The organism is Bacillus sp. FJAT-18017 (genome assembly GCF_001278805.1).
In the GTDB taxonomy this organism is placed as follows: Bacteria; Bacillota; Bacilli; order Bacillales; family Cytobacillaceae; genus Bacillus_D.
Genome location: NZ_CP012602.1, coordinates 593,201 through 618,137, shown reverse-complemented (window position 1 = coordinate 618,137; position 24,937 = coordinate 593,201). Strand labels below are relative to the sequence as shown.

Genomic DNA, 24,937 nt, shown 5'->3' with positions numbered 1-24,937 from the left:
TTCTGACAGCTCCCCAATTGTTTAGGACAATTCGTAAATTGATTACGTAGCCGCCGCTACTTGCAGTGCCTCTTTTAAGGTAAATCGCTGCTCGTACAGCGCCTTACCGACGATAGCACCACTGATTCCCTTTTCAGCAGCCAGTGTCCGTAAGTCATCAAGCGAACTCACGCCGCCTGAGGCGATGACTGTTTTTTCAGTAGCACTGGCGAGATCCGCGGTCGCCGCTACATTTGGCCCGGCAAGTGTCCCATCTGTAGCAATATCAGTAAAAATAAAGGTCTCTGCTCCCGCCTCTCCAAAGCGGCGCCCAAGGTCAACAGCCTTAACATTGGATGTTTCCAGCCAGCCATGCGTTGCTATGTATCCACCCTTCGCATCAAGGCCAATCGCAATTTGGCTGCCGTACTTTTTGATCATTTTCTCTGCAAAATCAGGGTTGGTAATAGCGACACTTCCGATAATCACACGGGCTACACCTTGGCCAAGATAGTGGGCAATATCCGCTTCCGTCCGGATGCCGCCGCCAATCTGAATTCGTACATGCGGGAGCTCCCGGGCTGCCTGAATCACAAACCGGTCGTTCACCCGTTTGCCATCCTTCGCCCCATCAAGATCAACCATGTGAATCCACGACGCTCCATCCTCCGCAAACCTCCTGGCCATCTCAAACGGCGAATCCCCATACACCGTCTCCTTCCCATAATCCCCCTGCAACAAGCGAACACACCGCCCACCCCGCATATCAACCGCCGGATAAATCGTAAAACTCATTCCTGCACCTCCTGGGGTCAGACCCCTCTTATGGACTTTCTACATGTTTTGTCCATCTCAAGCGGACACTTCCAAACGATAACTATCGCTGTCACTCTTCACCGCACTTTCTTCCCTGTTATTTTTTTACTTCCTGGGCTTGGGCGAGCTTGAGGAAGTTTTGGAGAAGCTGGATGCCGAGCGGGCCGCTTTTTTCGGGATGGAATTGCATGCCGTACACGTTTCCTTTGCCGACTACAGCGGAAACCTCCTCGTTGTAGTTTGCTTGAGCAATAAGGTATTCCGGATTGTCGGCTTTAACGAAATAGGAATGGACGAAATATACATGACCTTCTTCAAGACCAGAAAGAATCGGCGATTCCTTTTTAAAGCTAAGCCTGTTCCAGCCCATGTGCGGTACCTTATAAGGAGTGCCATCAGCTGCCAAACCAGTAAATCGCTCAACCCGTCCAGGCAGAATTCCCAGCCCTTCCGAAGGGCCGTTCTCCGCGCTCTCTTCAAATAGAAGCTGCATACCAAGGCAAATACCGAGCAGTGGCTTTCCTGAAGCTGCATAACCATGGAGCATATCCGCTAGTCCTTCCGATTTTAATAGAAACATTGCATCGCGGAAGGAGCCGACCCCGGGCAGGATAAGAGCATCCGCTTCCGCCAGCTCTGCCCGGTCCCCGGAAAGGAAGTAACGGGCACCCAGCCGTTCGAGTGCCTTTGAGACACTGAATAAATTACCCATTCCATAATCAATAATGCCAATCATTTGGTTCAATCCTTTCTAAGGTAGCCAACATCCACGTCCCCTCACCCACATTGCATTCAGATCAGGAAGCAATGAAGACCGCTTTAAAGCATTCCCTTTGTTGAAGGAAGCCGGCCTTGAAGGTTTGGGTCAATCGATGATGCTTCATTTAGCGCCCGTGCCAGAGCCTTAAAAATCGCTTCAATAATATGGTGAGTGTTTTTTCCATAATGGACGATAATATGCAAATTCATCCGGGCCTCAAGGGCAAGTTTCCATAGGAATTCCTGGACAAGCTCAGTGTCAAATGTACCAACTTTCGCTGAAGGAAGCTCTGCCCGCATTTCAAGATGCGGCCGGTTGCTTAGGTCAATCACCACTTGCGCCAATGCTTCATCCATCGGGACAAACGCATTTCCATAACGGCGGATGCCTCGTTTTTCCCCAAGCGCCTCACGGATTGCCTGGCCAAGGCAAATCCCAATGTCTTCTGTTGTGTGATGGTCATCAACCTCAATGTCTCCTTTTGCATCAACCATCAAATTGAATTGACCATGCTTGGCGAATAACTCGAGCATATGGGTGAGGAAAGGGACGCCTGTTTCTAGTTCCGAGCGGCCCTCCCCGTCAAGCTCAAGTGAAAGTTTAATATTTGTTTCATTTGTTTTCCGTTCAATTTCTGCAATCCGCTCCATTGTTGGCTCCTCCAATAACGAGTCTCTGGTTACAAGGGTGAACCACGATCCAGAGTCCGACATTTTTATAGAAAAGTTTTAACGCATACACTTTTATCAAGAGAAATCTTAAACTTATCAAGAGAGTTTACTGTTTTATTAAGGAATCCTTGACTTATCAAGAGAGTTTACCGTTTTATTAAGAGAAATTCTTAACTTATCAAGAGAGTTTACCGTTTTACCAAGAGAATCTCAAACTTATCAAGAGCGTACACTGTTTGATAAACCCAGTTTTTTTCGATAAAACTCCCAGCGCCGAAAACCGGTAATCCCGCTATTTATTCTTAAGCCTTGCTTCAACTGCCCGGGCATGCGCCTCGAGGCCTTCCATGCGCGCAAACGAAGCAATTTTTTCGGCATTCACCTTTAAGGCTGCTCCACTATAAGAAATAATGCTGGATTTCTTTTGAAAATCATCCACGTTGAGCGGGCTTGAGAACCGGGCTGTGCCATTTGTCGGCAGCACATGATTCGGTCCGGCAAAGTAATCACCGACAGGCTCCGAACTATACCTTCCTAGAAAAATAGCTCCGGCATGCTTGATTTTGCCCAGAAGCTCCATTGGATTTTCCGTCATAATCTCAAGATGCTCAGGCGCCAGCTCGTTGATCAGGCGGACTGCTTCATCCATGTCCCGTGCGACATAAATTGCGCCATAGTCCTCAATAGCCCGCATAGCAATATCCCGCCTTGGCAGTAATTCAAGCTGCCTACCAATTTCATGCGCAACCTCTTCGGCCATTCGCCTTGATGTTGTCACCAGTACACTGCAGGCTCGCGGGTCATGCTCAGCTTGTGACAGCAGGTCGGCGGCCACTTCGTCCGCAAAGGCCGTTTCATCAGCCAGCACCGCAATTTCACTCGGCCCGGCAATCATGTCTATAGCCACATCTCCGTATACTTCTTTTTTTGCAAGAGCGACGTATATGTTGCCAGGTCCGGTTATTTTATCAACAGGAGCAATTGATTCCGTCCCATAAGCGAGGGCTGCAATTGCCTGGGCACCACCAACCTTGTAAATCTCGGTTACTCCAGCTTCCTTTGCCGCAACGAGCACTGACGCTGGTATCCGTCCGCTTCCATCGGGAGGCGAGACCATCGCAATTCTTCCTACACCTGCGACTTGAGCCGGAATGACGTTCATCAGCACCGATGATGGGTAGGCGGCTGTCCCGCCCGGAACATAAACGCCCGCACTATCAAGCGGTGTGATTTTTTGGCCAAGGATTGTGCCGTTTTCCTCGGTGGTGAGCCACGAGGTCCGAAGCTGCTTTTCGTGAAAAGCACGTATGTTTGACGAAGCCTCCCTGATGATCTCTATAAAATTATCATCAACTTCCCGATACGCTGCCTCCAGTTCACTCTCCGTTACTTTAAAAGAAGCAAGCCGCACCCCGTCAAACTTCTCGGTATATTCCCGGATTGCCTCGTCTCCCCGAATCCTTACATCGGCCAAAATCCGCTGGACCGCATCAAGCTGCTCGTTTGTTCCAGATTCAATCGACCGCTTAATCGATACAGCCTCTTTTGCAAAAACAATTTTCATAGTCGTTCACCTCCAACAACCTTGCTCAATCTGCTGACCATGTCGTTGATCAACTCATCCTTCATCCGGTAGCTGACCGGATTCACGATTAGCCTGGAGGTGATGGAAGTTATTTTTTCAAACTTAACCAGTCCGTTTTCCTTAAGGGTACGGCCCGATGAGACGATGTCGACTATCCGGTCTGCCAGCCCGATAATTGGTGCCAGCTCAATTGAACCATTTAGCTTAATGATCTCAACCTGTTCGCCCTGCTCCCTAAAATAGGCGGCTGCTACATGAGGATATTTTGTAGCAATTTTCGGGGCAATCTCACTCATTTTCGTACCCGGCAGCCCGGCAACCGCCAAATAACACGAGGAAATCTTCAAATCCAGCAGTTCGTACACATCCCGTTCTTCCTCAAGCATGACATCTTTCCCGGCAATCCCAAGGTCTGCGACGCCATGCTCAACATACGTAGGAACATCCATCGGCTTGGCCAATATAAATCGCAGCTGTTCCTCCTCCGCCTCGACAATCAGCTTCCGTGACTCATCGAACTCAGGCGGAAGCTGGTAACCAGCCTCCCGCAGAAGCTCGGCCGCTTCCTCAAAAATCCTTCCCTTCGGCATTGCAATCGTTAACCATCTATCCATGCTGAATCCCTCCAAGGAGGTAAGTAATCTCGCTAAAGTTCCTTGCGAACGCATCGACATTCCTGACGCCGCCAATATCCTGAAGCACAGCACGCTTGCCTTCTTTTCGTAAAATTGAAGCTGCTTCGAACGCCTCTTTCCTCCGTTCCGGCGAAAATAAGATAGCATGGATTTCCCCATCGGCTTCGACATCCCCAAGCGCTTCCAGCAGGCGGTCAAGCCTAATTGCAAACCCGGTTGCACCCGCCGTCCTGCCGAACTTTTCTAGAAGGCCGTTGTACCTGCCGCCGTTCCCGAGCGGAAAGCCAACCCCGTCCGCATACACCTCAAACAGGATACCCGTGTAATAACTCATATGGCTGACTAGCGTAAGGTCAAACTTGACGCGGCTGCCAACACCATAGTCCTCAAGGATTTCCCATAACTCCGTCAGCTGGCGGATTGCGTCCTGGCCTTTCTCATTCTCGGTCAAATCAAGCGCCTGCCCAATTACATCTGCTCCACCGCGAAGATCAAGAAATTGCAGAAGACGCTGGCGATCAATTGAAGACAGACCCAGGTTTTTAACATGCTCCCGGTAACCTACATAATTTTTTTCATAAAGAAATTTGCGCAGCTGATCGGCGCGTTCGCTCGTTCCAAGGATTTGCTGAAACAGTTCATCAACAAAACTAATGTGGCCGATCGAAATCTGGAACTCTTTCAATCCCGCGGCCTCCAGCGATTCTGTTAAAAGCGCGATCGCTTCTCCGTCACATGAAACTGTCTCATCATTCAGGCACTCTACGCCAATTTGTTCAAACTCTGCGGGCCGGCCTCCCTCGCGCTGCTGCGCCCTGAATACATTTGCCGAGTATGCTAGTTTTAGAGGTGTATCGTCTTTCATCAGCCTCGATGCAGCCACCCGTGCGATTGGTGCCGTCATATCCGGCCTGAGCACAAGCGTGTGGCCCTGCTGGTCAAGCAGCTTGAACAGCTGCTGGTCTAGGATTGCCGACGCCTCGCCGACTGTTTCGTAATACTCCAATGCCGGTGTCTCTATAAACCGATAGCCCCAGCGGCCAATCATCTCTTCAACAAAGGCGCGCACCCTTTTCTTTTTTTCAAAAAGCTCAGGCAGCGTATCGCGCATGCCCAGCGGTTTCTCAAACATAAACAAACGGCCCACTCTGCTCATCCTTTACATTTTGGGATATCTATAATTGTTTTGCTTTAGTTCGCTAATGTGCTAATAAGATAAAGATTTATAGTTAGTTTACCTCTCCATCGAACCAGCGTCAATTGAAATACGTCATTAATCAGAATATTTTTCGGGAACATCCTGGAGATTATTGAATACCCAATTTGATGAAAAGAATCTCAAAGCTTGTTGATAAACCTTCACACTCACGGATACTATTAAGAATTTGTGGATAGAAACCGGAAGTTTGTGGATAACAACGCTAAAAGACAAATCGAAAAAATCGTTTATTAAAGAAAAAACCTTCCGGACATCGCCGGAAGGCTCCTATTCTTTATCTTTCCCATAAATCGGGTCATTCTCATTTCGTTTCGCTAATTCCTCAGCCGTATAAATAACCCGCATCGGATTGCCGCCGACAAACGAGCCGGCAGGAACATCCTTATGCACAAGCGTTCCGGCAGAAACAATAGCCCCGTCGCCGATCACAACACCCGGCAGGATTGTCGAATTGGCCCCAATCATAACCTCGCTGCCAATCCTAACCTTACCGAGCCGGTATTCCTTAATAAGATACTCATGAGCGAGAATCGTTGTATTGTAACCAATCACCGTGTTATGCCCGACCGATATCTTCTCGGGGAACATGATATCGAGCATCACCATCAGCGCAAACGAGGTGTGCTCGCCGACTTTCATATCAAGGAAATTCCGATATAGCCAGTTCTTCATCCCAAGGACCGGCGTATAGCGGGCAAGCTGGATGACAATGAAGTTCTTGACCACTTTTAAAAATGGGACGGTTTTATATACGTGCCAGAGCGAATTGGCGCCTTCGACAGGAAACCGTTCGGTCCGCCTCATTCCGTCTCAACGCCTACGATGCCGAGAATATCGGTCATACTCTCAAGCATGAAATCGGGCTCGAATTTTTCCAAATACTCTCGGCCCTTGGCTGACCAGGCAACCCCGGCAGTCAGAGTCCCGGCATTTTTCCCAGCCAAAATATCGTGATAGTTATCACCGACCATGATTGCAGTTTCCGGCTTTGAGCCAAGCTTCTCCAACGCAAGCAGGATTGGTTCCGGATCCGGCTTTTCCTTTGTCACATGGTCCAGCGCGACAATCACATCAAAGTACTTGTCCAATTTTGCCAGCTTCAGGCCCTTCATGACGACATCGTGCATCTTCGTCGTCACAATGCCAATCTTGTACCCGCCTTCCTTCAGTGCTTGGACAGCCTCGAGTACATTGGGGAATTCCTTAACCAGCTCATCATGATTTTCAACATTAAACTTGCGGTAGGTCACAATCATTTCCTCAACATTCTCTGAATCCATCGCACCGAACGTCTCACGGAGCGATGGCCCCATGAATGGCAGAACATCATCACGCTGATATTTATTAGGATAATAGTGGCCCAGCGTATGAAGGAACGAGTTGATAATTAGGTCATTTGTATCAATCAGCGTCCCATCGAGGTCAAATAGGATTGTATCAATTTTCATAGGCATAGCAGCTTCCTTTCTATGATAAAAAGCGGTCTCAAATATTGACTTCCTTCCTGCGAATCAGGCCGGCGCGTTTCCAAATCGTACCGACAATCAGCGTCAGCAGCACAGCGACACCAACCCTGATTAACAGCAGCGGCCAAACAGGAATCCCTAGCGGAATGAAAATGAGCGTGTCCTCGATGACCGCATGGCAGGAAACGAGAAAAATAAACGCCAGCGTTGCATCCTTCTTGCTGACCCCGTCTTCCTCAACCGCCTGAATCATGACACCAGCCCCGTACGCAAGCCCGAACAATAACCCCGCCGCCATTGTCGTCGACGTATTCTCCTGCATACCTAGAGTTCGGGTCATTGGAGCCATTGTTTTTGAAAATTTTCCAAGCCACTGCAAATCCTTCAGCACCTGGATCATTATCATAAGCGGAATAACAATTGCCGCAAGCTGAACAATCCCAATTCCGGCCTTGCTAATTGCTTCAAGTAAAATTGCTGCTGTACCAACCGCAGGCTCATCTGCAGCCTGGATGAAGCCGTACACCGCCTGGCTGCTGCCTCCTTGCCAGACAAGATTGATGACCGCGGCAGACAGAAACGCGAGCCCAAGCCTAACAGTGAGGACAATCCAAAGTTTCACTCCCGCCTTTAGGGCAACCGTGCTTTCAATTATCAAGTTATGCGAAAAACCAAGCATCACCGCGAGAATAAACACTTCTTTTACGGTAAAATCAAGCGTCAAAATTGCCCCGATTGCCGCATACAGGTTAAGGAAGTTCCCAAGCACAAGCGGAATTGCCGCCTCGCCGGGCAGCCCAATCAGCATCATCAGCGGCTCTATCGCCTTCATTAACCACGGCAAAACTGGTGTATATTGCAAAATGGACACGATCAGCGTGACTGGAAAAATCACTTTCCCCAGCGACCATGTTGTTTTCACGCCGACCAGGAGTCCTTTTTTTAAAGAATTAACCAACATCCGTATTAAACCCCTTTGTCCATACATTAAAATCGCCGAATTAATTTTAAAATCACCGATATATTTTTAAAATCGCCAAATTAATCCCAAAATCGCCGAATTACTATTACTTCGCGACAGCTGGCTTCCCGGCACCATCCTCATCCAAATACCGCGCCTCAGCCAGTCCCTTTTTCCGGCGATACACAATCAATGCCACCGCAGCCACAATCAGTACAAGTGAAATGACCTGCGCAATCCGGAGCGGACCAAGCATCAGACTGTCCGTCCGCAAGCCTTCAATAAAGAAGCGCCCAATCGAATACCAAATCACATACGCAAGGAAGCTTTCCCCGCGGCGCAAATTCACACGCCGCAGCAACAACAGCAGCGCAAACCCCGCAAAATTCCACAGCGACTCATATAAGAACGTCGGATGATAGTAAACTCCATTGATCTCCATCTGATTAACAATCCAGTCCGGCAACATCAGCCCCTCTAGAAACTCTCGCGACACCTCGCCGCCATGCGCCTCCTGGTTCATGAAATTCCCCCAGCGGCCTATCGCCTGCCCAAGGATAATGCTTGGCGCCGCAATATCAGCCAGCTTCCAGAACGAAATCCCGCGTGCCCTTGTAAAGAAATACGCCGTCAGAACCGACCCAATCAGCGCACCGTGAATCGCAATCCCGCCATTCCAAATCTTAATAATATCACCTGGGTTGTCCGCATAATACTCCCACTGAAAAATCACATAATAAATCCGCGCCGACAAAATCGCAATCGGAATCGCCCAAATCATCAAATCCGGGAACGTCTCCTTCGGCAAACCCCTCCGGTCACTCTCCCGCATCGCAAGAAACAGCGCGAGTGCAAGCCCAGTCCCAATAATCAGCCCATACCAATGCACCGTAAACGGCCCCAGCGAAAACGCAATCGGGTCAAGCGCAGCATACTTATCTTCCATCCTCATTCTCCTTCAATCTCTCTTTTTTTGAAAAAAGGCTTCGCCTCGGCCGAAACGACAAGCAAGGCTTCAGGACAGTGTCTCCCTATTCGCCCCGTTCACCTTTCTAGAAAGCATCTTCATGGTCGCCATCTTCAATCGCGTGATTCAATTTATCCGTAAACTGCTGAGCAGCATTGACACCCATATTCTTCAGCCTGAAATTCATTGATGCAACTTCAATGATAACGGCAAGGTTCCGCCCCGGGCGAACCGGTACAGTCAGCTTTGTGATTTCGGAGTCCATAATTTTCATCTTCTCCTCATCAAGCCCAAGCCGATCATACTGTTTATGCTGATCCCAAATTTCAAGATCGATATTCAGATTGATTCGCTTGTTGCTGCGGACCGCGCCCGCCCCGAACAACGTCATCACGTTAATGATGCCCAGCCCGCGAATTTCAAGTAAATGTTCAATCAGTTCAGGAGACGTACCAATCAATGAATCCTGGTCTTCCTGGCGAATTTCAACACAGTCGTCCGCAATTAAACGGTGGCCTCGCTTGACGAGTTCAAGGGCAGTCTCACTTTTACCGACGCCGCTTTTTCCGGTAATCAGGACGCCAACACCGTAGACATCGACCAAAACGCCATGGACAGCAGTTGTCGGTGCTAGCTTCGCCTCAAGGAAATTCGTCAGGTTTCCGGAGAAACGGGTTGTTTTCTGACCGGTCCTGAGGACAGGAACAGAATCGCGCTCGGCTGCTTCAATCAGCTCCGGCGGAACCTCCTGACCGCGGGTAATAATGATGGCTGGAGTAATGTCGGTACAAAGTTCCTCCATTCTCTCCACCCGGTCTTTTTTGGCGAGCCTGTCAAAAAACGTTAGCTCAGTCATGCCGAGCAGCTGAATCCGGTCTGCCGGGTAGTAATTGAAGTAACCCGCAAGCTCCAGCCCTGGTCTGGACAAATCACTGGTCGTAATCGGCCTGTCTATACCCTCCTCACCGCAAACCAACTCAAGTCCGAATTTTTCATATATATCTCTGGTGCGTACCTTCAGCAAATTATGTTCCTCCTATTCGGATCGAAATCATCAATGTAAACCCTTTGTATCATTCTCATATTTTAGCATTAATTGCCCTGGAACCAAAGGACGGAATTCCGGGCTTAGACAGCAAGTCTGCAAATCCATATACTTAAGGATAAGAAAGCAATTGCTGCATTGGTTGTTCCGGGGTTTATTCCACGTTCTACAGTGTGACTAAGGTCGAAAGCGATTATGATTAACTCTAAAAATAACAACCCAGGTTAAAATTACCTGAAGAATATCATGCAATTAGCAAGGAGGAAAACTATGTTTACTGCGATTCTATTGTTTATACTAGCCGGCCTTGCTGAGATCGGCGGAGGATATTTGGTTTGGCTATGGCTGAGGGAAAGCCGGCCGCTTTGGTATGGAATTGCCGGCAGTCTGATTCTGGTTGCATACGGTATTATTCCGACATTGCAAAAATTCCCGACGTTCGGCCGCGTGTATGCAGCATATGGGGGAGTGTTCGTCATCCTCGCGGTATTATGGGGCTGGGGTGTCGATAAAAAGACTCCAGACCTATATGAATGGATTGGAGCGGCAATTTGTCTTGTCGGGGTCTCAATAATACTTTGGGCGCCGAGGAATTAAAATTATTTTTGGCCTGTCCATGTCCTTTATAAAGCTTTTTCCATATGTTAAAGGTGAGATTATTATGGAAAGGAGCGGACAGAATGAAAATTATGCTTGATGCCGGCCATGGTTATTCAACGGCTGGAAAAAGGAGCCCATCCGGGATGCGGGAGTATGAGTTTAACCGGGCTGTCGCTGCCTATGCCCGAGAAGAGCTTGAAAATTATCAGAATGTGACCGTCTATTTTGCGCATTCCGATAGCCGGGATGTGCCGCTCCAAGAAAGGACAGACAAGGCAAATAGGCTGAAAGTTGACGCCTATATTTCAATCCACGCTAACGCCTATCAAAATTCTTGGAACAGTGCCAATGGAATCGAAACGTATGTGTATGTTACAAAACCGAAGGAAGCGTACGAGCTGGCTCTTAAAGTGCAAAAGTACTTGGTAAACTTGACAGGCCGGCGAAACAGGGGAGTAAAGACGGCAAATTTTCATGTTCTCCGGGAAAATGAAACTGCTATCCTCTGCGAGTCAGGGTTCTATACCAACAGGGAGGAAGAGGCTCTCCTCAGGTCAGACTCCTACAGGAGAACAGTCGCCAGGGCTATAGTGGCAGGCATTGCCGATCAATATAACTTGAAGAAGAAGCCTGCACCAGAACCAGCAGCAGGAACGACATTGTACAAGGTACAAGCCGGTGCATTTAAGAATGAGGAGAACGCTGACGACCTTGTTAAAAGATTAAAAACAAAAGGCTATGACAGCTTTGTTTTTAAGGATACGGATGGCCTTTTTAAGGTTCAGGCTGGTGCTTTTAAAGAAAAGGAAAACGCCGATGCACTAGTAAAAGAGCTTCTGGCTGACGGGTTCGACGCTTTTACCTATAAAGACTAATACCCGCAGGAACTTCTGCGGGTATTTTTTTATCCAAGTGAATCAATGACAAATACACCGTTGGAGCACCAAGATGTTATTCATAGACTTGATGAACGACATCTCAACCCGTTCCAGCACCCTAAATGTCATTCATAGAACCGATGAATGACAACTCAACCCGTTCCAGTACCCAAGATGTCATTCATTGACCGATGAATGACAACTCAACCCGTTCCAGCATTCAAAATGTCATTCATAGACCAGATGAATGACAACTCAATTCGTTCCAGTACCCAAGATGTCATTCATAGAACCGATGAACGACAACTCAACCCGTTCGAGTACCCAAGATGTCATTCAGAATTTATTAATGCATATCAATACTCTTCAAAGCTGAAAATCCACTTATAAGACTCCAAGTCACTTTTAGCCAATAAAAAAACCGCCCGGCTTCGGCAGCCGGACGGGAGCTAACTTCAATTCTTCCGTTTATCAAAAACCATTTTCTGAACAACCAGGTTGACGAGTGACATGATGATGGCTACAAAGAGCGCCATCCCAAAACCTGAAATTTCGAAGGCGGAGCCCATCAGCTTGTCGGTCATCAGCAAAGTTAATGCATTGATGACAAAAAGAAAGAAACCAAGTGTTAGGACAGTAACAGGAAGGGTGAGCAAAATCAGGATTGGCCTGACGATGATGTTCAGAATTGACAGGAGGAAGCTTGCGCCTATGGCCGCTCCGAGTCCAGAAAGCCTGAATTCCTCATTGAAGTAACCAGCTATCGCCATGAATAGAACTGCATTGATGGCGATTCCGATAAACCACTTCATTTGCCTCACCCTTCCTAAAACGTTTGATTCATATCACTAGTGTATTCGAGTTTGCCGGAGAAAATGTACCCTTACTCCTGGCTATCCTTTTTATAAACACTTGCCTTACGGACAGAAATACCGCCAGTCTTCGTTTCAGCAACAATCCTCGAAACCTGTTCTTCTTCCTGAATTGTTTTGAAGCGGAGGAGCTTTTGGACCATTTCACTCTTCTCTTCAAGGAGCTGAATTCTATCTAAATCAACTTGGAAACCTCCAAGGTTTGACCTCAGCTCCCCGTCAACAGCCAGCTCTGCTGGCACGTAAATCTCAATTCCACCTGTAACTGCTTTGGTGGAAAGGAAATCGCAGTCGCCCTGAACCTCGCACTCAATCCCGCCGTTAAAAGTCCTCAGGTCGGCTTTTTTGAATGAGCCGGCAAGCTTGATACCGCCGTTGATTGTTTCAGCATCGACTCTCTCGACTGCGCACCGCTTCAATTTAATATGGCCATTTGCTGTTTCGGCCTCCAGCTTTTCTCCGGAAACACCTTTTAAGGATATTTTCCCGTTGCCGGTTTTGGTCTTTAAATCCTTGACCTGCAGATTCTCTCCGGTTACAGGACCATTGAACAGCTTTGCACGGATCTTTTCATAGGAGGCATTTGGAACATAAAGGACTGCATCCAGCTTCATCCACTTCTGGGTGGCAAGAAACTTCAGTTTGCTGTCTTCAACCACGAAGATGACAGAGTCTAGCAGAGCCTTTCTTGCCTCCTCCTGGGTGTCCGCCCTGTAAACCTTTGCCTGGCATTCAATACGGACATCTTCTTGATCGGCCGGCACGATTTTGACCGAGCCGTTTGCAATGCTAACGTCGATATCTGAGAGATTAACGGCGTTGTGCTGGAAAATATGCGAAATTTCAACAGACTGGCCGAAATTCAAATCCAAATCAAGCTCTTTGACTTTTTTAATAACAGTATCCACCAAATCAAAAAGTTTATCTTTTGCTGAGTTATTTTTATAAGATCCATGGGATGAATATTTTTTCTCGGAGCTTTGGTCGACAACGACAGAAAGTTCATTCATGATCTCCTGCTCTTTTTGGTCAGCTGACTTTGACGACTTTTCGAGCTCTTCCAGAAGCGTGATGGCCTCTGTAGCAGACAGGCTCCCCCTCTCCACCAATTCCAATATTCGTTTCCGTTCTTCCTTCATTAAAAAACTCCCCTTTCCGTTCTACAATTAGCATTATGTCTACAAATGATACGTATGAGCCGGTTCTTGAAGTGCTTTGATTCCCATGATAACATTCCAAATTGTGATTCCCAGTACAAGAATGCCATAAACAATAAAACCGAGAATGGCGAACACAAACCCAGCCCCAGGTTCCGCTGCAGCCACGAATAGGGCAAGCATGATGATGAACGGAACTCCAGCTATCGGAATAAGATGGGACAGGAATGCCTTTTTGGCATGGCTTTTCGTCACTTCGCTATCAGCGACGAAATAGACAACGCACGGCAGCAGGAATGCTGCAAAAAAGACGCTGAAATAACAAAGTGCCGATAAAACTCTTTGTGTATCCATATGGATCACTCCTCCAAACATAATGTACGTGACAAATGCCTAAAAGTTTCAACTGAGAGGTTATAAATCGTTTCTGACAAGCCTGTGCTTATTTTCAAAATAGCGCTGCAGCCCGCCCGCAAACAGGTTCAAAAACAGAATCGTCAAACCGATGGCCGCTATTGCTGAAAACGGGATCCATCTGTAAATTCTCACATCATCAAGAATGGTCATGAACAACGTAGGCCAGGCATGTGACGTATTGACGACATCATACAAAAAGCGGCTTTCCTGACTGATGAATGTGTGGTTGATAAAAATGTGAATGATGCCCAGCTGTGAAATCAGGAACAGGATACGGCCGATGTCATTGATAACCAGCACAATAATATTTGGTATGACAACCGGCAGATAATAATTCCTGAACATTTTATACGGCGTACATCCTGCGACAATTCCAGCTTCAATATATGGGCGTTTCTCGGTCTGCTTCATATGCTCATGGATGATTTCCGCAACCCGCCCGCCTTCAAGCAAGGCTAGGACAAGCACAAACCAGACCGGTCTGATTTCCGAAAAAAAGATGAAGGGCAGCGCGGCAAAAAACGATACAAAAAAAATCGGCGGCATGAATGAAAATAGCTGCTGCCAGGCATGCATGGCCACTTCCATGAACTTTGAATAAAAGGCGGCAACTGCGAGCGGCACCGCAAACACATACCTCACAACAACAATCGCCAACACGATGAGCAATGTCTCTCCCGCCCCCATAATAATTAGGCTCAGTATATCCACCCCTTTATGGTTGCTGCCAAGCGGATAGCCTTCCATCGGCGGGAATGGAGGCAGAACAAATTTACCTTCCTCTGTTTTAAGAGCTCCAAGTTCCTTCAACTCCGTGTCAACGAATGGAAAATAGGACCCAAAAGCAGCCACTATAGCTACAATCACTAGAAAAAACGCACCAATCCATAGTCTCCAATTCCATTTCATACAATTAGCTCCTTTCCAGCGGGGAGACCATATTCTTCCCAATTCCTGCCGCCAGTTTTGCTAGAAAAATAACTCCGGTAAAAAGAATAATATAGCCAGCCGCACCAAATAGGTTTATCGGGTTTTGCTGGCCAATCCCAATCATTGCTGGCGAGGCCACGGTTTCATAGAAAAACAAGGCGGCACCCCGGTAATTTGTCAAATACTCAACAATGAACAAGTTTGAGAGAGTATAAAGCGTAATTGTATTTGTATGGCTAAGAATTTTTGGATAACAATTTTTCAGGACATGGCTATACAATACCTTTAGCGATGGTGTTCCTTTTGAAAAAGCAGTGACGATGTAATCCCTGCCCTGTTCATCGCGAATGCTTGAATAGGTGATATTGGCAATATAAAAGATAGGGTAGATTGATAGAAAGACGATGTTTAAGACTAGCACACTCATAGAGTCGCTGCCATACACCTTCATGTACGGCATAATTCCCCATTCGTATGCTGTCATAATGGCAATTTGAATCATAATGATTAGGAATAAATCTGGGACCGATAAGAAAACACGTGTTGTTGGCTCGCCAAGGAAGCGAGTTTTTTTGTTACGGAACCGGTAATCAAATACCCCTTTAGCGATTCCCGCGAACAGGCCAATCGCTAGTGCAGGCAGCGCGATTTTCATGCTCTTGGTAAAAGTCCGAACGACATGCACAGTAGCCGAGTGGCCATCCATGACCTCGCCCAGTCCTTTGTTTACTTTGATATATGTATAAAAGTCTTTGAACTGTTGGACGTGATTCTTTAGAGAATATTCATACCGCGCACTTTCAAAGGACCCTCCCCGCCCTTCCGTATACACTGTTGTCCTCGGCAAAAATAGCAGAGTCAAAAAAAGGATTGTCGCTACAATCCACAATATACCCTGGCGAACTACAAGATTTACAATATTCAAATTTCCTGCCCCCTTTTATCTACGCAACTCTTTATTTGCTTTTCTCCTTTGTTAGTCGAGGTTTCCTTTATTTGTGTTACATTAATTTTACATTTTTGTCAGAATGTTTTCAATTTATTGTAATTTAATGTGTGCTTGGTGATGTCACTGGTTTTATAAGGTTTTATAGATTAGCAGCTTACTTATGGGCAGGAGTTGGTGGAGGAGATATCCTTTTGTGGAAAATTGGGTAGGTATGGGCTAACGTAAAACGTGACCAAGAAACCCTATTGGTGACATTTCAGTGAGTGATTATTCGTAAAACGTGACCAAGAAACCCTATTGGTGACATTTTAGCGGATAATTTATTATGAAATGTAACCAAGAAGCTTTATTGGTTACATTTCACTACATAATTTTTGGCAAAATGTTATCAATAAGCCCCGCTGAGGAGATTGGACGGACTTGCAAAATGCCTACTAGTTGTTTGAGTACTTTTTGATGCTTAGAGAGAGAGGCGAAATGTCTTTGAAACTGGGTTTTGGAAATTTTTTACACTACCGGTGTTGAGTACAATTTGATACTTACGGAAGACGAAATGTCCTTGAAAAAGGCTTTCGAGTACATTTTGAAGCCTCCGGTAAGCTGAAATGTCCTTGGTATGAAATGTGGATTCCTGGTCAATTGAATGTAACTGGAAAAAAGCTTTCCTAAGAATAAAAAACAGGACCGCGCCTATTCAGCACGGTCCTGTTTTAAGCTAATCTTATTTCATTTGAGCAGCCTGTTTTTCCGTTTCTTCGATTTGCTTTCGCATCCGGCCACGATCACGCTCAAGAATTGGCTTCAAGTAGCGGCCTGTATACGACTCCGGAACTTCCGCAACTTGCTCTGGCGTTCCAGTCGCGACAATTGTGCCGCCCCTGTCGCCGCCTTCAGGGCCGAGATCGATGAGATAATCTGAAGCCTTAATAACATCGAGGTTATGCTCGATCACCAGAACAGTATCTCCGTTATCAACGAGCCGCTGCAGGACATCGAGCAAGCGCGAAATGTCATCAGCGTGAAGCCCGGTTGTCGGCTCATCGAGGATATACATCGTTTTACCGTTCGAGCGCCTATGCAATTCGGATGCAAGCTTCACCCTTTGTGCTTCACCGCCGGACAAGGTGGTTGCCGGCTGGCCAAGAGTGACGTAACCAAGCCCGACATCGGCAATTGTCTGCAGTTTGCGGCTGATTTTCGGATGGTTCGCGAAAAATTCAACGCCATCGGCAACTGTCATTTCAAGGATATCAGAAATGCTTTTGCCTTTATATTTCACTTCAAGTGTTTCGCGGTTGTAGCGCTTCCCGTGGCAAACTTCGCAAGGGACGTAGACATCCGGCAGGAAATGCATCTCAATTTTGATAATCCCGTCACCCTTGCACGCCTCACAGCGGCCGCCCTTGATATTAAAAGAGAAACGTCCTTTCTGATAACCGCGAACCTTGGCTTCATTGGTAGATGCAAACAAACCACGAATATCATCAAAGACTCCTGTATAGGTAGCCGGATTCGACCGTGGTGTACGGCCGATCGGAGACTGGTCAATATCGATAACCTTGTCAAGATGGTCGATTCCCTTGATGCTCTTGAATGCCCCTGGCTTTGTTTTTGCACGATGAAGCTTCTGGGAAAGCGACTTTTGAAGAATTTCATTCACTAGTGTACTCTTCCCGGATCCGGAAACACCTGTAACGGCCATGAAAACACCGAGCGGAAACTTGACATTTATGTTTTTTAAGTTGTTTTCCGAAGCGCCCTTGATTTCCAGATAGCGCCCATCCGGCTTGCGCCTTTCGACCGGCAGCGGGATGAATTTTTTACCGGAAAGATACTGGCCGGTCAAGGATGCAGGGTTGTTCATGACTTCTTCAGGCGTGCCCATGGCGACAACCTCACCGCCGTGCGCGCCAGCTCCTGGGCCGATATCAATTAGGTAATCGGCAGCAAACATTGTGTCTTCATCGTGTTCAACGACAATCAGCGTATTGCCAATGTCGCGCATATTTTGAAGAGTACTGATCAACAGGTCGTTGTCGCGCTGATGGAGGCCAATCGACGGCTCGTCCAGGATGTAGAGTACTCCGGTGAGCCGCGAGCCAATTTGGGTCGCAAGCCTGATCCGCTGCGCTTCACCGCCTGATAAGGTTCCGGCTGCACGGCTAAGCGTCAGGTAATCGAGGCCGACATTTTTCAAAAAACCAAGCCGTTCGCCGATTTCCCTTAACAGCAATCTGGCAATTTGCATTTCCTTCTCTGTCAGGTTAAGTGAGGAAAAGAAATCCAGTGCTTCTACAACGGAATAATCCGTGATTTCACTGATATGCTGGCCTGAAACTTTAACAGCCAACGCTTCCCTCTTAAGTCTGTAGCCGTCGCAGGTTGGACAAGGCTGCTGTCCCATATATTTTTCCATCTGCTCGCGGACCCAGTCAGAGCTTGAATCCTTGTAGCGGCGCTCGACATTTCGAAGGACACCCTCAAAAACGATATAACCTTCCTTTACCTGGCCCCAATCATTTTTATATTTAAAATAAATCTTATCACTTTTTGAACCCTTCAGGATCTTGTCCAGCTGGCTCTTGGGAAGATCCTTGACTGGAACATCCATGTTGATCCCATAATGGTCACAGACGGCCTTAAGGAGTGATGGATAGTATTGAGACGAAACAGATTCCCAAGGGGCAATTGCATTCTGGTTCAAGGTCAGGTCCTTGTTTGGTATAACAAGGTCTGGATCGACTTCCGTTTTGGCACCGAGGCCGTCACATTCAGGGCAAGCACCAAATGGACTGTTGAACGAGAACATCCGCGGCTCAAGCTCGCCAACTGAGAAGCCGCAGATCGGACAGGCATGATGTTCGCTGAACAACAGCTCTTCTTGGCCCATGACGTCAATGACGGCTTTCCCGCTTCCGAGCCGGAGTGCAGTTTCCAAGGAATCGGCAAGCCTGGCCTCGATTCCTTCCTTGACAACGACTCGGTCGACGACAACATCAATTGAGTGTTTTTTATTTTTTTCAAGTGAAATTTCTTCACTTAAGTCAACCATTTCACCGTTGATTCGGACGCGGACAAAACCCTGTTTCTTGATGTCCTCAAGAACCTGGACTTGCATCCCTTTCCTGCCGGCGACTACCGGGGCCAGGATTTGCATTTTGGTCCGTTCCGGATATTCCATGACACGGTCGACCATTTGTTCAATCGTCTGCGAGGAAATTTCGATTCCATGTTCCGGGCAAACCGGCCGGCCGACCCTTGCAAAAAGCAGCCTTAAATAATCATAAACTTCAGTGACCGTCCCGACTGTTGACCGCGGGTTACGGCTTGTAGTCTTCTGGTCGATCGAGATTGCAGGCGAAAGGCCTTCAATTGAATCAACATCTGGTTTGTCCATCTGGCCGAGGAACATTCTTGCATATGCGGACAGCGATTCGACATACCTGCGCTGCCCTTCGGCATAAATGGTATCGAATGCAAGAGAGGACTTTCCGGAACCGGAAAGCCCAGTCACTACGACAAGCTTGTCTCTCGGAATGGTGACATCGATATTTTTCAAATTATGGGCCCTGGCGCCTTTTACGACAAGTTTATCCAATGCCATTTTGTTGTCATCCTTCCGCTTTTAACTCTAGTATCAAATCACGAAGCTCGGCTGCACGCTCAAAGTTAAGCGCCTTTGCAGCTTCCTTCATTTCTTTTTCCATTTGAGCAATTACGCGCTCACGGTCTTTCTTAGCAAGCTTGGCAAGCGGGGCTGTTGCTGAGTAGTCTTCGCTTTCCTCTGCTGCCTGGGTAGCACGGATTGCTGCACGGATATCCTTCTGAATCGTCGTCGGTGTGATTCCGTGTTTTTTGTTGTATTCCTCCTGGACCGTACGGCGACGCTTTGTTTCCTCAATCGCTATCTGCATCGAGTTAGTGATTTTATCAGCGTACATAATAACATGTCCGTTCGAGTTCCTCGCTGCGCGTCCAATCGTCTGGATAAGCGAGCGTTCGGAACGGAGGAAGCCTTCCTTGTCCGCATCTAGAATTGCAATCAGCGATACTTCAGGAATATCAAGACCTTCCCTTAGAAGGTTGATCCCGACCAGGACATCGTATTTCCCAAGCCGGAGCTCGCGGATGATTTCAATTCGCTCAAGCGTCTTGATTTCGGAATGCAGGTAATTAACCTTAATGCCGATTTCCTTTAGATAATCAGTCAGGTCTTCGGACATTTTCTTTGTCAGTGTCGTTATAAGGACACGTTCATTCCGCGCCACACGCTCATTGATTTCCCCAATCAGGTCGTCAATCTGGCCTTCGATCGGACGGACCTCAATTGTTGGATCCAGCAGGCCAGTTGGACGGATAATCTGCTCGACCATCTCCGGTGTATGCTCGATTTCATAAGGTCCCGGCGTTGCCGAGACGTTGATCATCTGCGAAATATGCTTCTCGAACTCCTCAAACATGAGCGGACGGTTATCGAGCGCGGACGGCAGCCTGAAGCCGTGATCGACAAGCACTTGTTTCCTTGCTTTGTCTCCATTAAACATACCCCTGATTTGCGGAAGGGTAACATGGGACTCATCGATGACGAGCAGGAAGTCTTCAGGAAAATAATCGAGCAGTGTATATGGCGTCGAGCCTGGAGGCCGGAGTGTCAGGTGGCGCGAATAGTTCTCGATCCCGGAACAGAAGCCCATTTCCCTCATCATTTCGAGGTCATATCTTGTCCGCTGTTCAAGCCTTTGTGCTTCCAGCAATTTTTCCTCGGAACGAAGCTCTTCCAGCCGTTCTTCAAGCTCGGCCTCAATGTTTTGAATTGCTATACGGAGCTTTTCTTCGCGGGTTACGAAGTGGGAAGCTGGGAAGATTGCGATATGGTTGCGTTCACCGAGGATTTCTCCAGTCAGTGCGTCAACTTCACGGATACGATCAATTTCATCGCCGAAAAATTCAACCCTTACACAGTGCTCATCACGCGACACAGGGAAAATTTCGACGACGTCGCCGCGAACCCTGAACGTTCCGCGCTTAAAATCAATATCATTTCTCGCATACTGGATATCGACCAGTCTGCGAAGAAGTTTGTTCCGTTCAATTTCCATCCCGGTCCTGAGGCTTAGAACCATCTCACTATATTCCTCAGGAGAACCGAGGCCGTAGATGCAGGAGACGGACGCTATGATGATGACATCCTTACGTTCAAACAATGCGGAAGTCGCCGAGTGGCGAAGCTTGTCAATCTCATCATTGATGCTTGCATCTTTTTCTATAAATGTATCGGTCGAGGGCACATAGGCCTCTGGCTGATAATAATCGTAGTAACTAACAAAGTATTCAACAGCATTGTTCGGAAAAAATTCCTTGAACTCGCTGTAGAGCTGTCCGGCAAGCGTCTTGTTGTGTGCGATAACAAGTGTCGGCTTGTTCACTTCTTTAATAACGTTTGATACAGTGAATGTCTTCCCGGTTCCAGTCGCCCCGAGCAGTGTCTGGATACGCTTGCCTTTATAAATTCCGTCTACCAGCTTCTCAATGGCTTTCGGTTGGTCTCCCTGTGGCGAATACTTGGACACTAGCTCAAATTGGTTTTTCAAATTAAATGCCCTCCAGTAGTCAAAGTGTAACCCGGTCCGCTCCTTATTTGAATGGACGGGCACAAACGAACATGTCCCCTTCCCCTCATAAATGAGAGAAGGCAACTGAAAGGATGCCCGAATTCAATAATCCCGGCATTGTCCCCAAATCTCATACTAACCATTCTACCACAAACTGTATGAAACTAACCAATAATATGCGAACAAATATTCGATTAGTTTCGAGTTTTTCCCAATTTTTTTGAAATAAACCGCGATAGGGAAGAATTTCATCCTATGGAGCCTGAATCCTTTGTTGCCCACAAATACATAAACCTTGTAGGCAGGCAGGAACAAGCGCTATTTTATAAAATAAAAACTCCCGTTAATGGCTCGGGAGTTCAGTTCAGTTCACTTCATCCAACTCTTAAGGGACAGTATGCCCTAAAGGGCAACTGTCCCTTAAGGTCCGATTGGTTCGACTAACCATCAGCAAAGAACGCTGATGGAAGGCTCACTTTATGTTTGTTTTCCAGGGAATTTCGGTTTGAGGTAGGAGGCTGCCCAAAAACCGGCTGTGAGCGAGAATGCGTCGATGACGATTAGCGCCCAGCTGTCAGTGTAGCCTTTGTAGACGGAGGCAGCAATTAAGGCAACTGTCAGGACGAGACCGATAACCCGGTTATACGTTACCCGTGAAAACAAAAGGACTGTCAGCCCGGGCAGGAAGAATGCCGCCAAGTATTTCATCACCTTTCTACCTCCCTTTCCTTGTTGGGATTACCACTCAAACTTCGACAGGGCAGCGCCGAGATTAGGCTCGATTTGTGTATTGCTGAAGTTGATTCCCTGTTCAACGGCGGCCTGGGCTACTTCCGGGCGCATTCCTGAAAGGATGGCCTGCACACCGAGCAGGTTTAGCCCTTTTATAACCTTGGAAAGCTCGCATGATGCTACTGCATCCATTTCTGGAACTCCGGACAGGTCAATATACAGCCTTGTAATTCGCATTTGCGAACTTTGATTCAGTACCGATTCCATGATTGCCTGGGCGCGCTCGATGTCAATTTTACCGATTAACGGCAGGACGCCGATGCTGCTTGCTATTGGGATAACCGGGGCGCTTAGTTCAAGGATAATCTTTTCCTTCTCAGTTAGCAGCTTGTTGTTTACTTCATTATAGTGCTCTGAGAATAAGTCCACTACTTTATCAAATGCTATATTGATTTTTTTGGACCAGCGAAAAATATCACCGTGCTTTATGGCCAGATTATCGTTTTGAGTAACAAAACTTTCAATAAAGTCCAGGAAGACAGCCCTGAAAACACCGAATTGCTTAATGACAAGGTGAAGAGGGACGTTGGAATTTACACGGTCCTCCGCAACCATCTTTGTCCATGGAATCAGACCTTCCTTGTAGGGCTCTTCTTCCTCTATGAAAACCTTGGAGATATTCGTATTAAATAGTTTGTTTTGCTCGCGGAGCTTTTTAACTAACTCCGGGGCTGCATCTTTGGAATAAAGCGAGCCTGATTCTTTATTCCTGCGGCTTAGCCATTCGTCGGTCATATCCGATGAATGGGACAATAGGTATTCGTATAGGGCTTGATCTAATTCGTTCATGATAGCCTCCGCAACACAAAAATAGACGAAAATAGCAGGCAATTCCGTTCCCTCCTGTCCTCAAGCTCTCTGAGGAGGGCTGCTTGCTTCAACGATTGCTTTTACCTTCATATAATACAGGAAATTCTCTCAATTTGCATTCTTTGCAGGTTTCACTCCATTAAAGGAGGAGAAAATGTAGGGTATGATGCTGATTGGAGGTAATAATTGTGGATGATGTACTGAAGGTGACTTCACACCGCCCCTTTCCTCTGCCGGATTTGCCATGGATGATGACCCAGACATGGGAAAACTTGCTGTTCATGCATTGGCCGGTTGATACATCAGCGATAAGGGCGCTGGTTCCCGCCGAACTTGAATTGGATACGTGGGAGGGGCAGGCATGGCTGACTATTTCGCCGTTTCAGGTAAAGCACCAGCGATTCAGAATAATGCCAGAGATTCCGCTTTTGAATGAGTACCTTGAATTGAATGTGCGGACTTACGTGAAACGCGGCGGGAAGCATGGGGTTTATTTCTTTTCTCTTGATGCAAATTTGGCGCCGGCTGTGCTGGCGGCAAATGGGCTGCTTGCTCTTCCTTATAAGCATGCTGAAATGGAGTTCAAGAGGGCTGGAGAGGATGCCGAAGGAGAAACTGGTTTTCTTTTTACAAATAAAAGAATTTCGGCCGAGAACGGTTTCGGTAAATATCAGGCTGCCTACAGGCCGGAATCCGCTCCTTTTGTATGTAAGCCTGGTTCGCTTGAACACTGGCTGGTTGAACGGTATTGTTTGTTCACGACACGGGATGGAAAAGTGCTGCGCGGCGATATCCACCACTTGCCGTGGGATGTGGGTGAAGCGTGGGCTGCAGTGAGTGTGAATACAATGAGCCCGGTTTCGCTTTACGGCGATCCGATTCTTCAATACTGCGAATCGAAAAAAGTGCTGATGTTTCCGTTTGTGGAGGACTAAAGTTATCAGGGATTAGGTGACTTCGTTTCTGTTAAACTCTTGGCTAGACTATCGCATCCTTGTGACGGGATAGGAATGTAACGGATTAATCACGCGTAAATGTAAGTCTTGATAAATCTTGTTTTGTCTCACATAAGTTTTTGGAAGTATGACATAAAACCTGAAAAGTGCGGCATAAAACCGAAAAAGTGTTCCATAAAACAAAAAAGTCCGCTTAAAACCGATAGGTAATCCCAAGCACCGCATATCTGTTTTTTATTAAAAATAAACTAACAGTATCCTGAGCTGGCAGAGCTCAAAAATAGGAGCACAGCCAGTTTTTTACGCGTTCCTTACAAAGGAACGCTCTTTTTAACGATTTTCACATTAAAGATATGAAACTATTTCTTAGAAATTACGACAAACACATTGGAAGTGATAGAAACCTAAAGGAAGTGGCTTTTTTCAATGTTTTACCGAAGAAAATCTTATCTTGTAAAAAATGAATTTGTGGATTCCCTGAATGATCTTTTTAATGAGCACAATTTTGCGAATCGCCTTAGGTATGGTGCGCGGCTTACCGGCCGCTGGATGGTTCCTGTCGATGCTGATACAACTGAAATCTTCGCAATCTGGGAATATGATAATTTTGAATCATTCCTGGAGATTGAGGCAAATATCCGCGAGGACGAGGCCCATGCCCAGCAGGTTCAATCCTGGTATGAGGCATACGGAGGCAAGGATTATGTGTTCAAACAATATATCATTGACGTCCGGGACGAACAGATTAAGCCGACGTTTTACGCGCATGTCCATTAGTTGCATCGAACAGCTTACGAGCCTCCGGTGAAGACGAGTATTGAAAAGGAAGAGGCAGCATGAATGCCACCCCTTCCCCCTGG

24 protein-coding genes are annotated in these 24,937 nt (G+C 47.1%); 4 read left to right on the top strand and 20 right to left on the bottom strand.

Going from position 1 to position 24,937, the window contains the following annotated elements; genetic code table 11:
- Positions 1 to 42 precede the first annotated feature (42 nt).
- From hisA to hprK, 11 genes are all read right to left on the bottom strand, one after another.
- Positions 43 to 774 (bottom strand): 1-(5-phosphoribosyl)-5-[(5-phosphoribosylamino)methylideneamino]imidazole-4-carboxamide isomerase, encoded by a 732-nt coding sequence (gene hisA / locus AM500_RS02870; protein ID WP_053597852.1) that lies wholly within the window; start codon positions 772 to 774, stop codon positions 43 to 45.
- 118 nt (positions 775 to 892) lie between these two features.
- Positions 893 to 1,531: an imidazole glycerol phosphate synthase subunit HisH gene (gene hisH / locus AM500_RS02865; protein WP_053597851.1), complete on the bottom strand. Its 639-nt coding sequence runs from the start codon at positions 1,529 to 1,531 to the stop codon at positions 893 to 895.
- A gap of 83 nt (positions 1,532 to 1,614) precedes the next feature.
- Positions 1,615 to 2,205, bottom strand: coding sequence for an imidazoleglycerol-phosphate dehydratase HisB (gene hisB / locus AM500_RS02860; RefSeq protein WP_053597850.1), 591 nt, complete (start codon positions 2,203 to 2,205; stop codon positions 1,615 to 1,617).
- A gap of 313 nt (positions 2,206 to 2,518) precedes the next feature.
- Positions 2,519 to 3,790, bottom strand: coding sequence for a histidinol dehydrogenase (gene hisD, locus AM500_RS02855; RefSeq protein ID WP_053597849.1), 1,272 nt, complete (start codon positions 3,788 to 3,790; stop codon positions 2,519 to 2,521).
- The gene (gene hisG / locus AM500_RS02850; RefSeq protein ID WP_053597848.1) at positions 3,787 to 4,425 is read right to left on the bottom strand and encodes an ATP phosphoribosyltransferase; all 639 of its coding nucleotides are present in this window, start codon (positions 4,423 to 4,425) and stop codon (positions 3,787 to 3,789) included. The genes hisD and hisG overlap by 4 nt, the downstream gene beginning before the upstream one ends.
- Entirely contained in the window at positions 4,418 to 5,593 is a 1,176-nt protein-coding gene (locus AM500_RS02845; protein ID WP_053597847.1) for an ATP phosphoribosyltransferase regulatory subunit, read from the bottom strand. Before AM500_RS02845 ends, hisG begins: the two co-directional genes overlap by 8 nt.
- A gap of 339 nt (positions 5,594 to 5,932) precedes the next feature.
- Positions 5,933 to 6,469 carry an acyltransferase gene (locus AM500_RS02840; RefSeq protein WP_053597846.1) on the bottom strand — a complete coding sequence of 179 codons (537 nt, stop codon included), beginning with the start codon at positions 6,467 to 6,469 and terminating at the stop codon, positions 5,933 to 5,935.
- Positions 6,466 to 7,113, bottom strand: coding sequence for a pyrophosphatase PpaX (gene ppaX / locus AM500_RS02835; RefSeq protein WP_053601601.1), 648 nt, complete (start codon positions 7,111 to 7,113; stop codon positions 6,466 to 6,468). The genes AM500_RS02840 and ppaX overlap by 4 nt, the downstream gene beginning before the upstream one ends.
- Before the next feature lie 37 nt (positions 7,114 to 7,150).
- Positions 7,151 to 8,092 (bottom strand): nucleoside recognition domain-containing protein, encoded by a 942-nt coding sequence (locus AM500_RS02830; protein ID WP_053597845.1) that lies wholly within the window; start codon positions 8,090 to 8,092, stop codon positions 7,151 to 7,153.
- 106 nt (positions 8,093 to 8,198) lie between these two features.
- Positions 8,199 to 9,038 (bottom strand): prolipoprotein diacylglyceryl transferase, encoded by an 840-nt coding sequence (lgt, locus tag AM500_RS02825; RefSeq protein ID WP_053597844.1) that lies wholly within the window; start codon positions 9,036 to 9,038, stop codon positions 8,199 to 8,201.
- Between the two features lie 106 nt (positions 9,039 to 9,144).
- Positions 9,145 to 10,083, bottom strand: coding sequence for an HPr(Ser) kinase/phosphatase (gene hprK / locus AM500_RS02820; protein ID WP_053597843.1), 939 nt, complete (start codon positions 10,081 to 10,083; stop codon positions 9,145 to 9,147).
- Positions 10,084 to 10,374: 291 nt separating this feature from the next.
- Between hprK and AM500_RS02815 the strand changes: the two genes are divergently transcribed.
- Both AM500_RS02815 and AM500_RS02810 read left to right on the top strand, forming a co-directional pair.
- The gene (locus AM500_RS02815) at positions 10,375 to 10,701 is read left to right on the top strand and encodes a YnfA family protein (RefSeq protein ID WP_053597842.1); all 327 of its coding nucleotides are present in this window, start codon (positions 10,375 to 10,377) and stop codon (positions 10,699 to 10,701) included.
- Between the two features lie 83 nt (positions 10,702 to 10,784).
- Positions 10,785 to 11,579 (top strand): N-acetylmuramoyl-L-alanine amidase, encoded by a 795-nt coding sequence (locus tag AM500_RS02810; RefSeq protein WP_053597841.1) that lies wholly within the window; start codon positions 10,785 to 10,787, stop codon positions 11,577 to 11,579.
- A 458-nt stretch (positions 11,580 to 12,037) separates the two neighbouring features.
- Here the strand turns inward: AM500_RS02810 and AM500_RS02805 are convergent, their stop codons facing one another.
- From AM500_RS02805 to AM500_RS02760, 9 genes are all read right to left on the bottom strand, one after another.
- Positions 12,038 to 12,394, bottom strand: a complete 357-nt coding sequence (locus AM500_RS02805; RefSeq protein ID WP_053597840.1) for a phage holin family protein — start codon at positions 12,392 to 12,394, stop codon at positions 12,038 to 12,040.
- A gap of 71 nt (positions 12,395 to 12,465) precedes the next feature.
- Positions 12,466 to 13,593, bottom strand: coding sequence for a DUF4097 family beta strand repeat-containing protein (locus AM500_RS02800; RefSeq protein WP_053597839.1), 1,128 nt, complete (start codon positions 13,591 to 13,593; stop codon positions 12,466 to 12,468).
- A gap of 39 nt (positions 13,594 to 13,632) precedes the next feature.
- Positions 13,633 to 13,965: a magnetosome magnetite crystal formation protein family gene (locus AM500_RS02795; protein WP_043929876.1), complete on the bottom strand. Its 333-nt coding sequence runs from the start codon at positions 13,963 to 13,965 to the stop codon at positions 13,633 to 13,635.
- A 60-nt stretch (positions 13,966 to 14,025) separates the two neighbouring features.
- The gene (locus AM500_RS02790; protein ID WP_053597838.1) at positions 14,026 to 14,937 is read right to left on the bottom strand and encodes an ABC transporter permease subunit; all 912 of its coding nucleotides are present in this window, start codon (positions 14,935 to 14,937) and stop codon (positions 14,026 to 14,028) included.
- A 4-nt stretch (positions 14,938 to 14,941) separates the two neighbouring features.
- Positions 14,942 to 15,883, bottom strand: coding sequence for an ABC transporter permease subunit (locus tag AM500_RS02785; protein WP_053597837.1), 942 nt, complete (start codon positions 15,881 to 15,883; stop codon positions 14,942 to 14,944).
- A gap of 745 nt (positions 15,884 to 16,628) precedes the next feature.
- Positions 16,629 to 19,511, bottom strand: a complete 2,883-nt coding sequence (gene uvrA, locus AM500_RS02780; protein WP_053597836.1) for an excinuclease ABC subunit UvrA — start codon at positions 19,509 to 19,511, stop codon at positions 16,629 to 16,631.
- 7 nt (positions 19,512 to 19,518) lie between these two features.
- Positions 19,519 to 21,498 carry an excinuclease ABC subunit UvrB gene (gene uvrB, locus AM500_RS02775; RefSeq protein ID WP_053597835.1) on the bottom strand — a complete coding sequence of 660 codons (1,980 nt, stop codon included), beginning with the start codon at positions 21,496 to 21,498 and terminating at the stop codon, positions 19,519 to 19,521.
- Positions 21,499 to 21,996: 498 nt separating this feature from the next.
- Complete coding sequence (locus AM500_RS02765; protein WP_043929882.1) at positions 21,997 to 22,227, bottom strand: CsbA family protein; 231 nt, start codon at positions 22,225 to 22,227, stop codon at positions 21,997 to 21,999.
- Between the two features lie 30 nt (positions 22,228 to 22,257).
- The gene (locus AM500_RS02760; RefSeq protein ID WP_156319732.1) at positions 22,258 to 23,100 is read right to left on the bottom strand and encodes an STAS domain-containing protein; all 843 of its coding nucleotides are present in this window, start codon (positions 23,098 to 23,100) and stop codon (positions 22,258 to 22,260) included.
- A gap of 209 nt (positions 23,101 to 23,309) precedes the next feature.
- Between AM500_RS02760 and AM500_RS02755 the strand changes: the two genes are divergently transcribed.
- Together AM500_RS02755 and AM500_RS02750 are read left to right on the top strand one after the other, a co-directional pair.
- Positions 23,310 to 24,056 (top strand): YqjF family protein, encoded by a 747-nt coding sequence (locus AM500_RS02755; RefSeq protein WP_053597832.1) that lies wholly within the window; start codon positions 23,310 to 23,312, stop codon positions 24,054 to 24,056.
- Positions 24,057 to 24,503: 447 nt separating this feature from the next.
- Positions 24,504 to 24,854, top strand: a complete 351-nt coding sequence (locus AM500_RS02750) for an NIPSNAP family protein (protein WP_053597831.1) — start codon at positions 24,504 to 24,506, stop codon at positions 24,852 to 24,854.
- The last annotated feature ends 83 nt before the right edge of the window (positions 24,855 to 24,937 follow it).

Bases quoted from the DNA above. Each gene is read 5' to 3' on its own strand.
- AM500_RS02790 (WP_053597838.1), bottom strand. From the start codon at position 14,937: ATGAAATGGAATTGGAGACTATGGATTGGTGCGTTTTTTCTAGTGATT.
- hisD (WP_053597849.1), bottom strand. From the start codon at position 3,790: ATGAAAATTGTTTTTGCAAAAGAGGCTGTATCGATTAAGCGGTCGATT.
- hisG (WP_053597848.1), bottom strand. From the start codon at position 4,425: ATGGATAGATGGTTAACGATTGCAATGCCGAAGGGAAGGATTTTTGAG.
- AM500_RS02840 (WP_053597846.1), bottom strand. From the start codon at position 6,469: ATGAGGCGGACCGAACGGTTTCCTGTCGAAGGCGCCAATTCGCTCTGG.
- hisB (WP_053597850.1), bottom strand. From the start codon at position 2,205: ATGGAGCGGATTGCAGAAATTGAACGGAAAACAAATGAAACAAATATT.
- hisA (WP_053597852.1), bottom strand. From the start codon at position 774: ATGAGTTTTACGATTTATCCGGCGGTTGATATGCGGGGTGGGCGGTGT.
- uvrA (WP_053597836.1), bottom strand. From the start codon at position 19,511: ATGGCATTGGATAAACTTGTCGTAAAAGGCGCCAGGGCCCATAATTTG.
- lgt (WP_053597844.1), bottom strand. From the start codon at position 9,038: ATGGAAGATAAGTATGCTGCGCTTGACCCGATTGCGTTTTCGCTGGGG.
- ppaX (WP_053601601.1), bottom strand. From the start codon at position 7,113: ATGAAAATTGATACAATCCTATTTGACCTCGATGGGACGCTGATTGAT.
- AM500_RS02760 (WP_156319732.1), bottom strand. From the start codon at position 23,100: ATGAACGAATTAGATCAAGCCCTATACGAATACCTATTGTCCCATTCA.
- AM500_RS02830 (WP_053597845.1), bottom strand. From the start codon at position 8,092: ATGTTGGTTAATTCTTTAAAAAAAGGACTCCTGGTCGGCGTGAAAACA.
- AM500_RS02815 (WP_053597842.1), top strand. From the start codon at position 10,375: ATGTTTACTGCGATTCTATTGTTTATACTAGCCGGCCTTGCTGAGATC.
- hisH (WP_053597851.1), bottom strand. From the start codon at position 1,531: ATGATTGGCATTATTGATTATGGAATGGGTAATTTATTCAGTGTCTCA.
- AM500_RS02805 (WP_053597840.1), bottom strand. From the start codon at position 12,394: ATGAAGTGGTTTATCGGAATCGCCATCAATGCAGTTCTATTCATGGCG.
- AM500_RS02765 (WP_043929882.1), bottom strand. From the start codon at position 22,227: ATGAAATACTTGGCGGCATTCTTCCTGCCCGGGCTGACAGTCCTTTTG.
- AM500_RS02800 (WP_053597839.1), bottom strand. From the start codon at position 13,593: ATGAAGGAAGAACGGAAACGAATATTGGAATTGGTGGAGAGGGGGAGC.
- AM500_RS02795 (WP_043929876.1), bottom strand. From the start codon at position 13,965: ATGGATACACAAAGAGTTTTATCGGCACTTTGTTATTTCAGCGTCTTT.
- AM500_RS02750 (WP_053597831.1), top strand. From the start codon at position 24,504: ATGTTTTACCGAAGAAAATCTTATCTTGTAAAAAATGAATTTGTGGAT.
- AM500_RS02810 (WP_053597841.1), top strand. From the start codon at position 10,785: ATGAAAATTATGCTTGATGCCGGCCATGGTTATTCAACGGCTGGAAAA.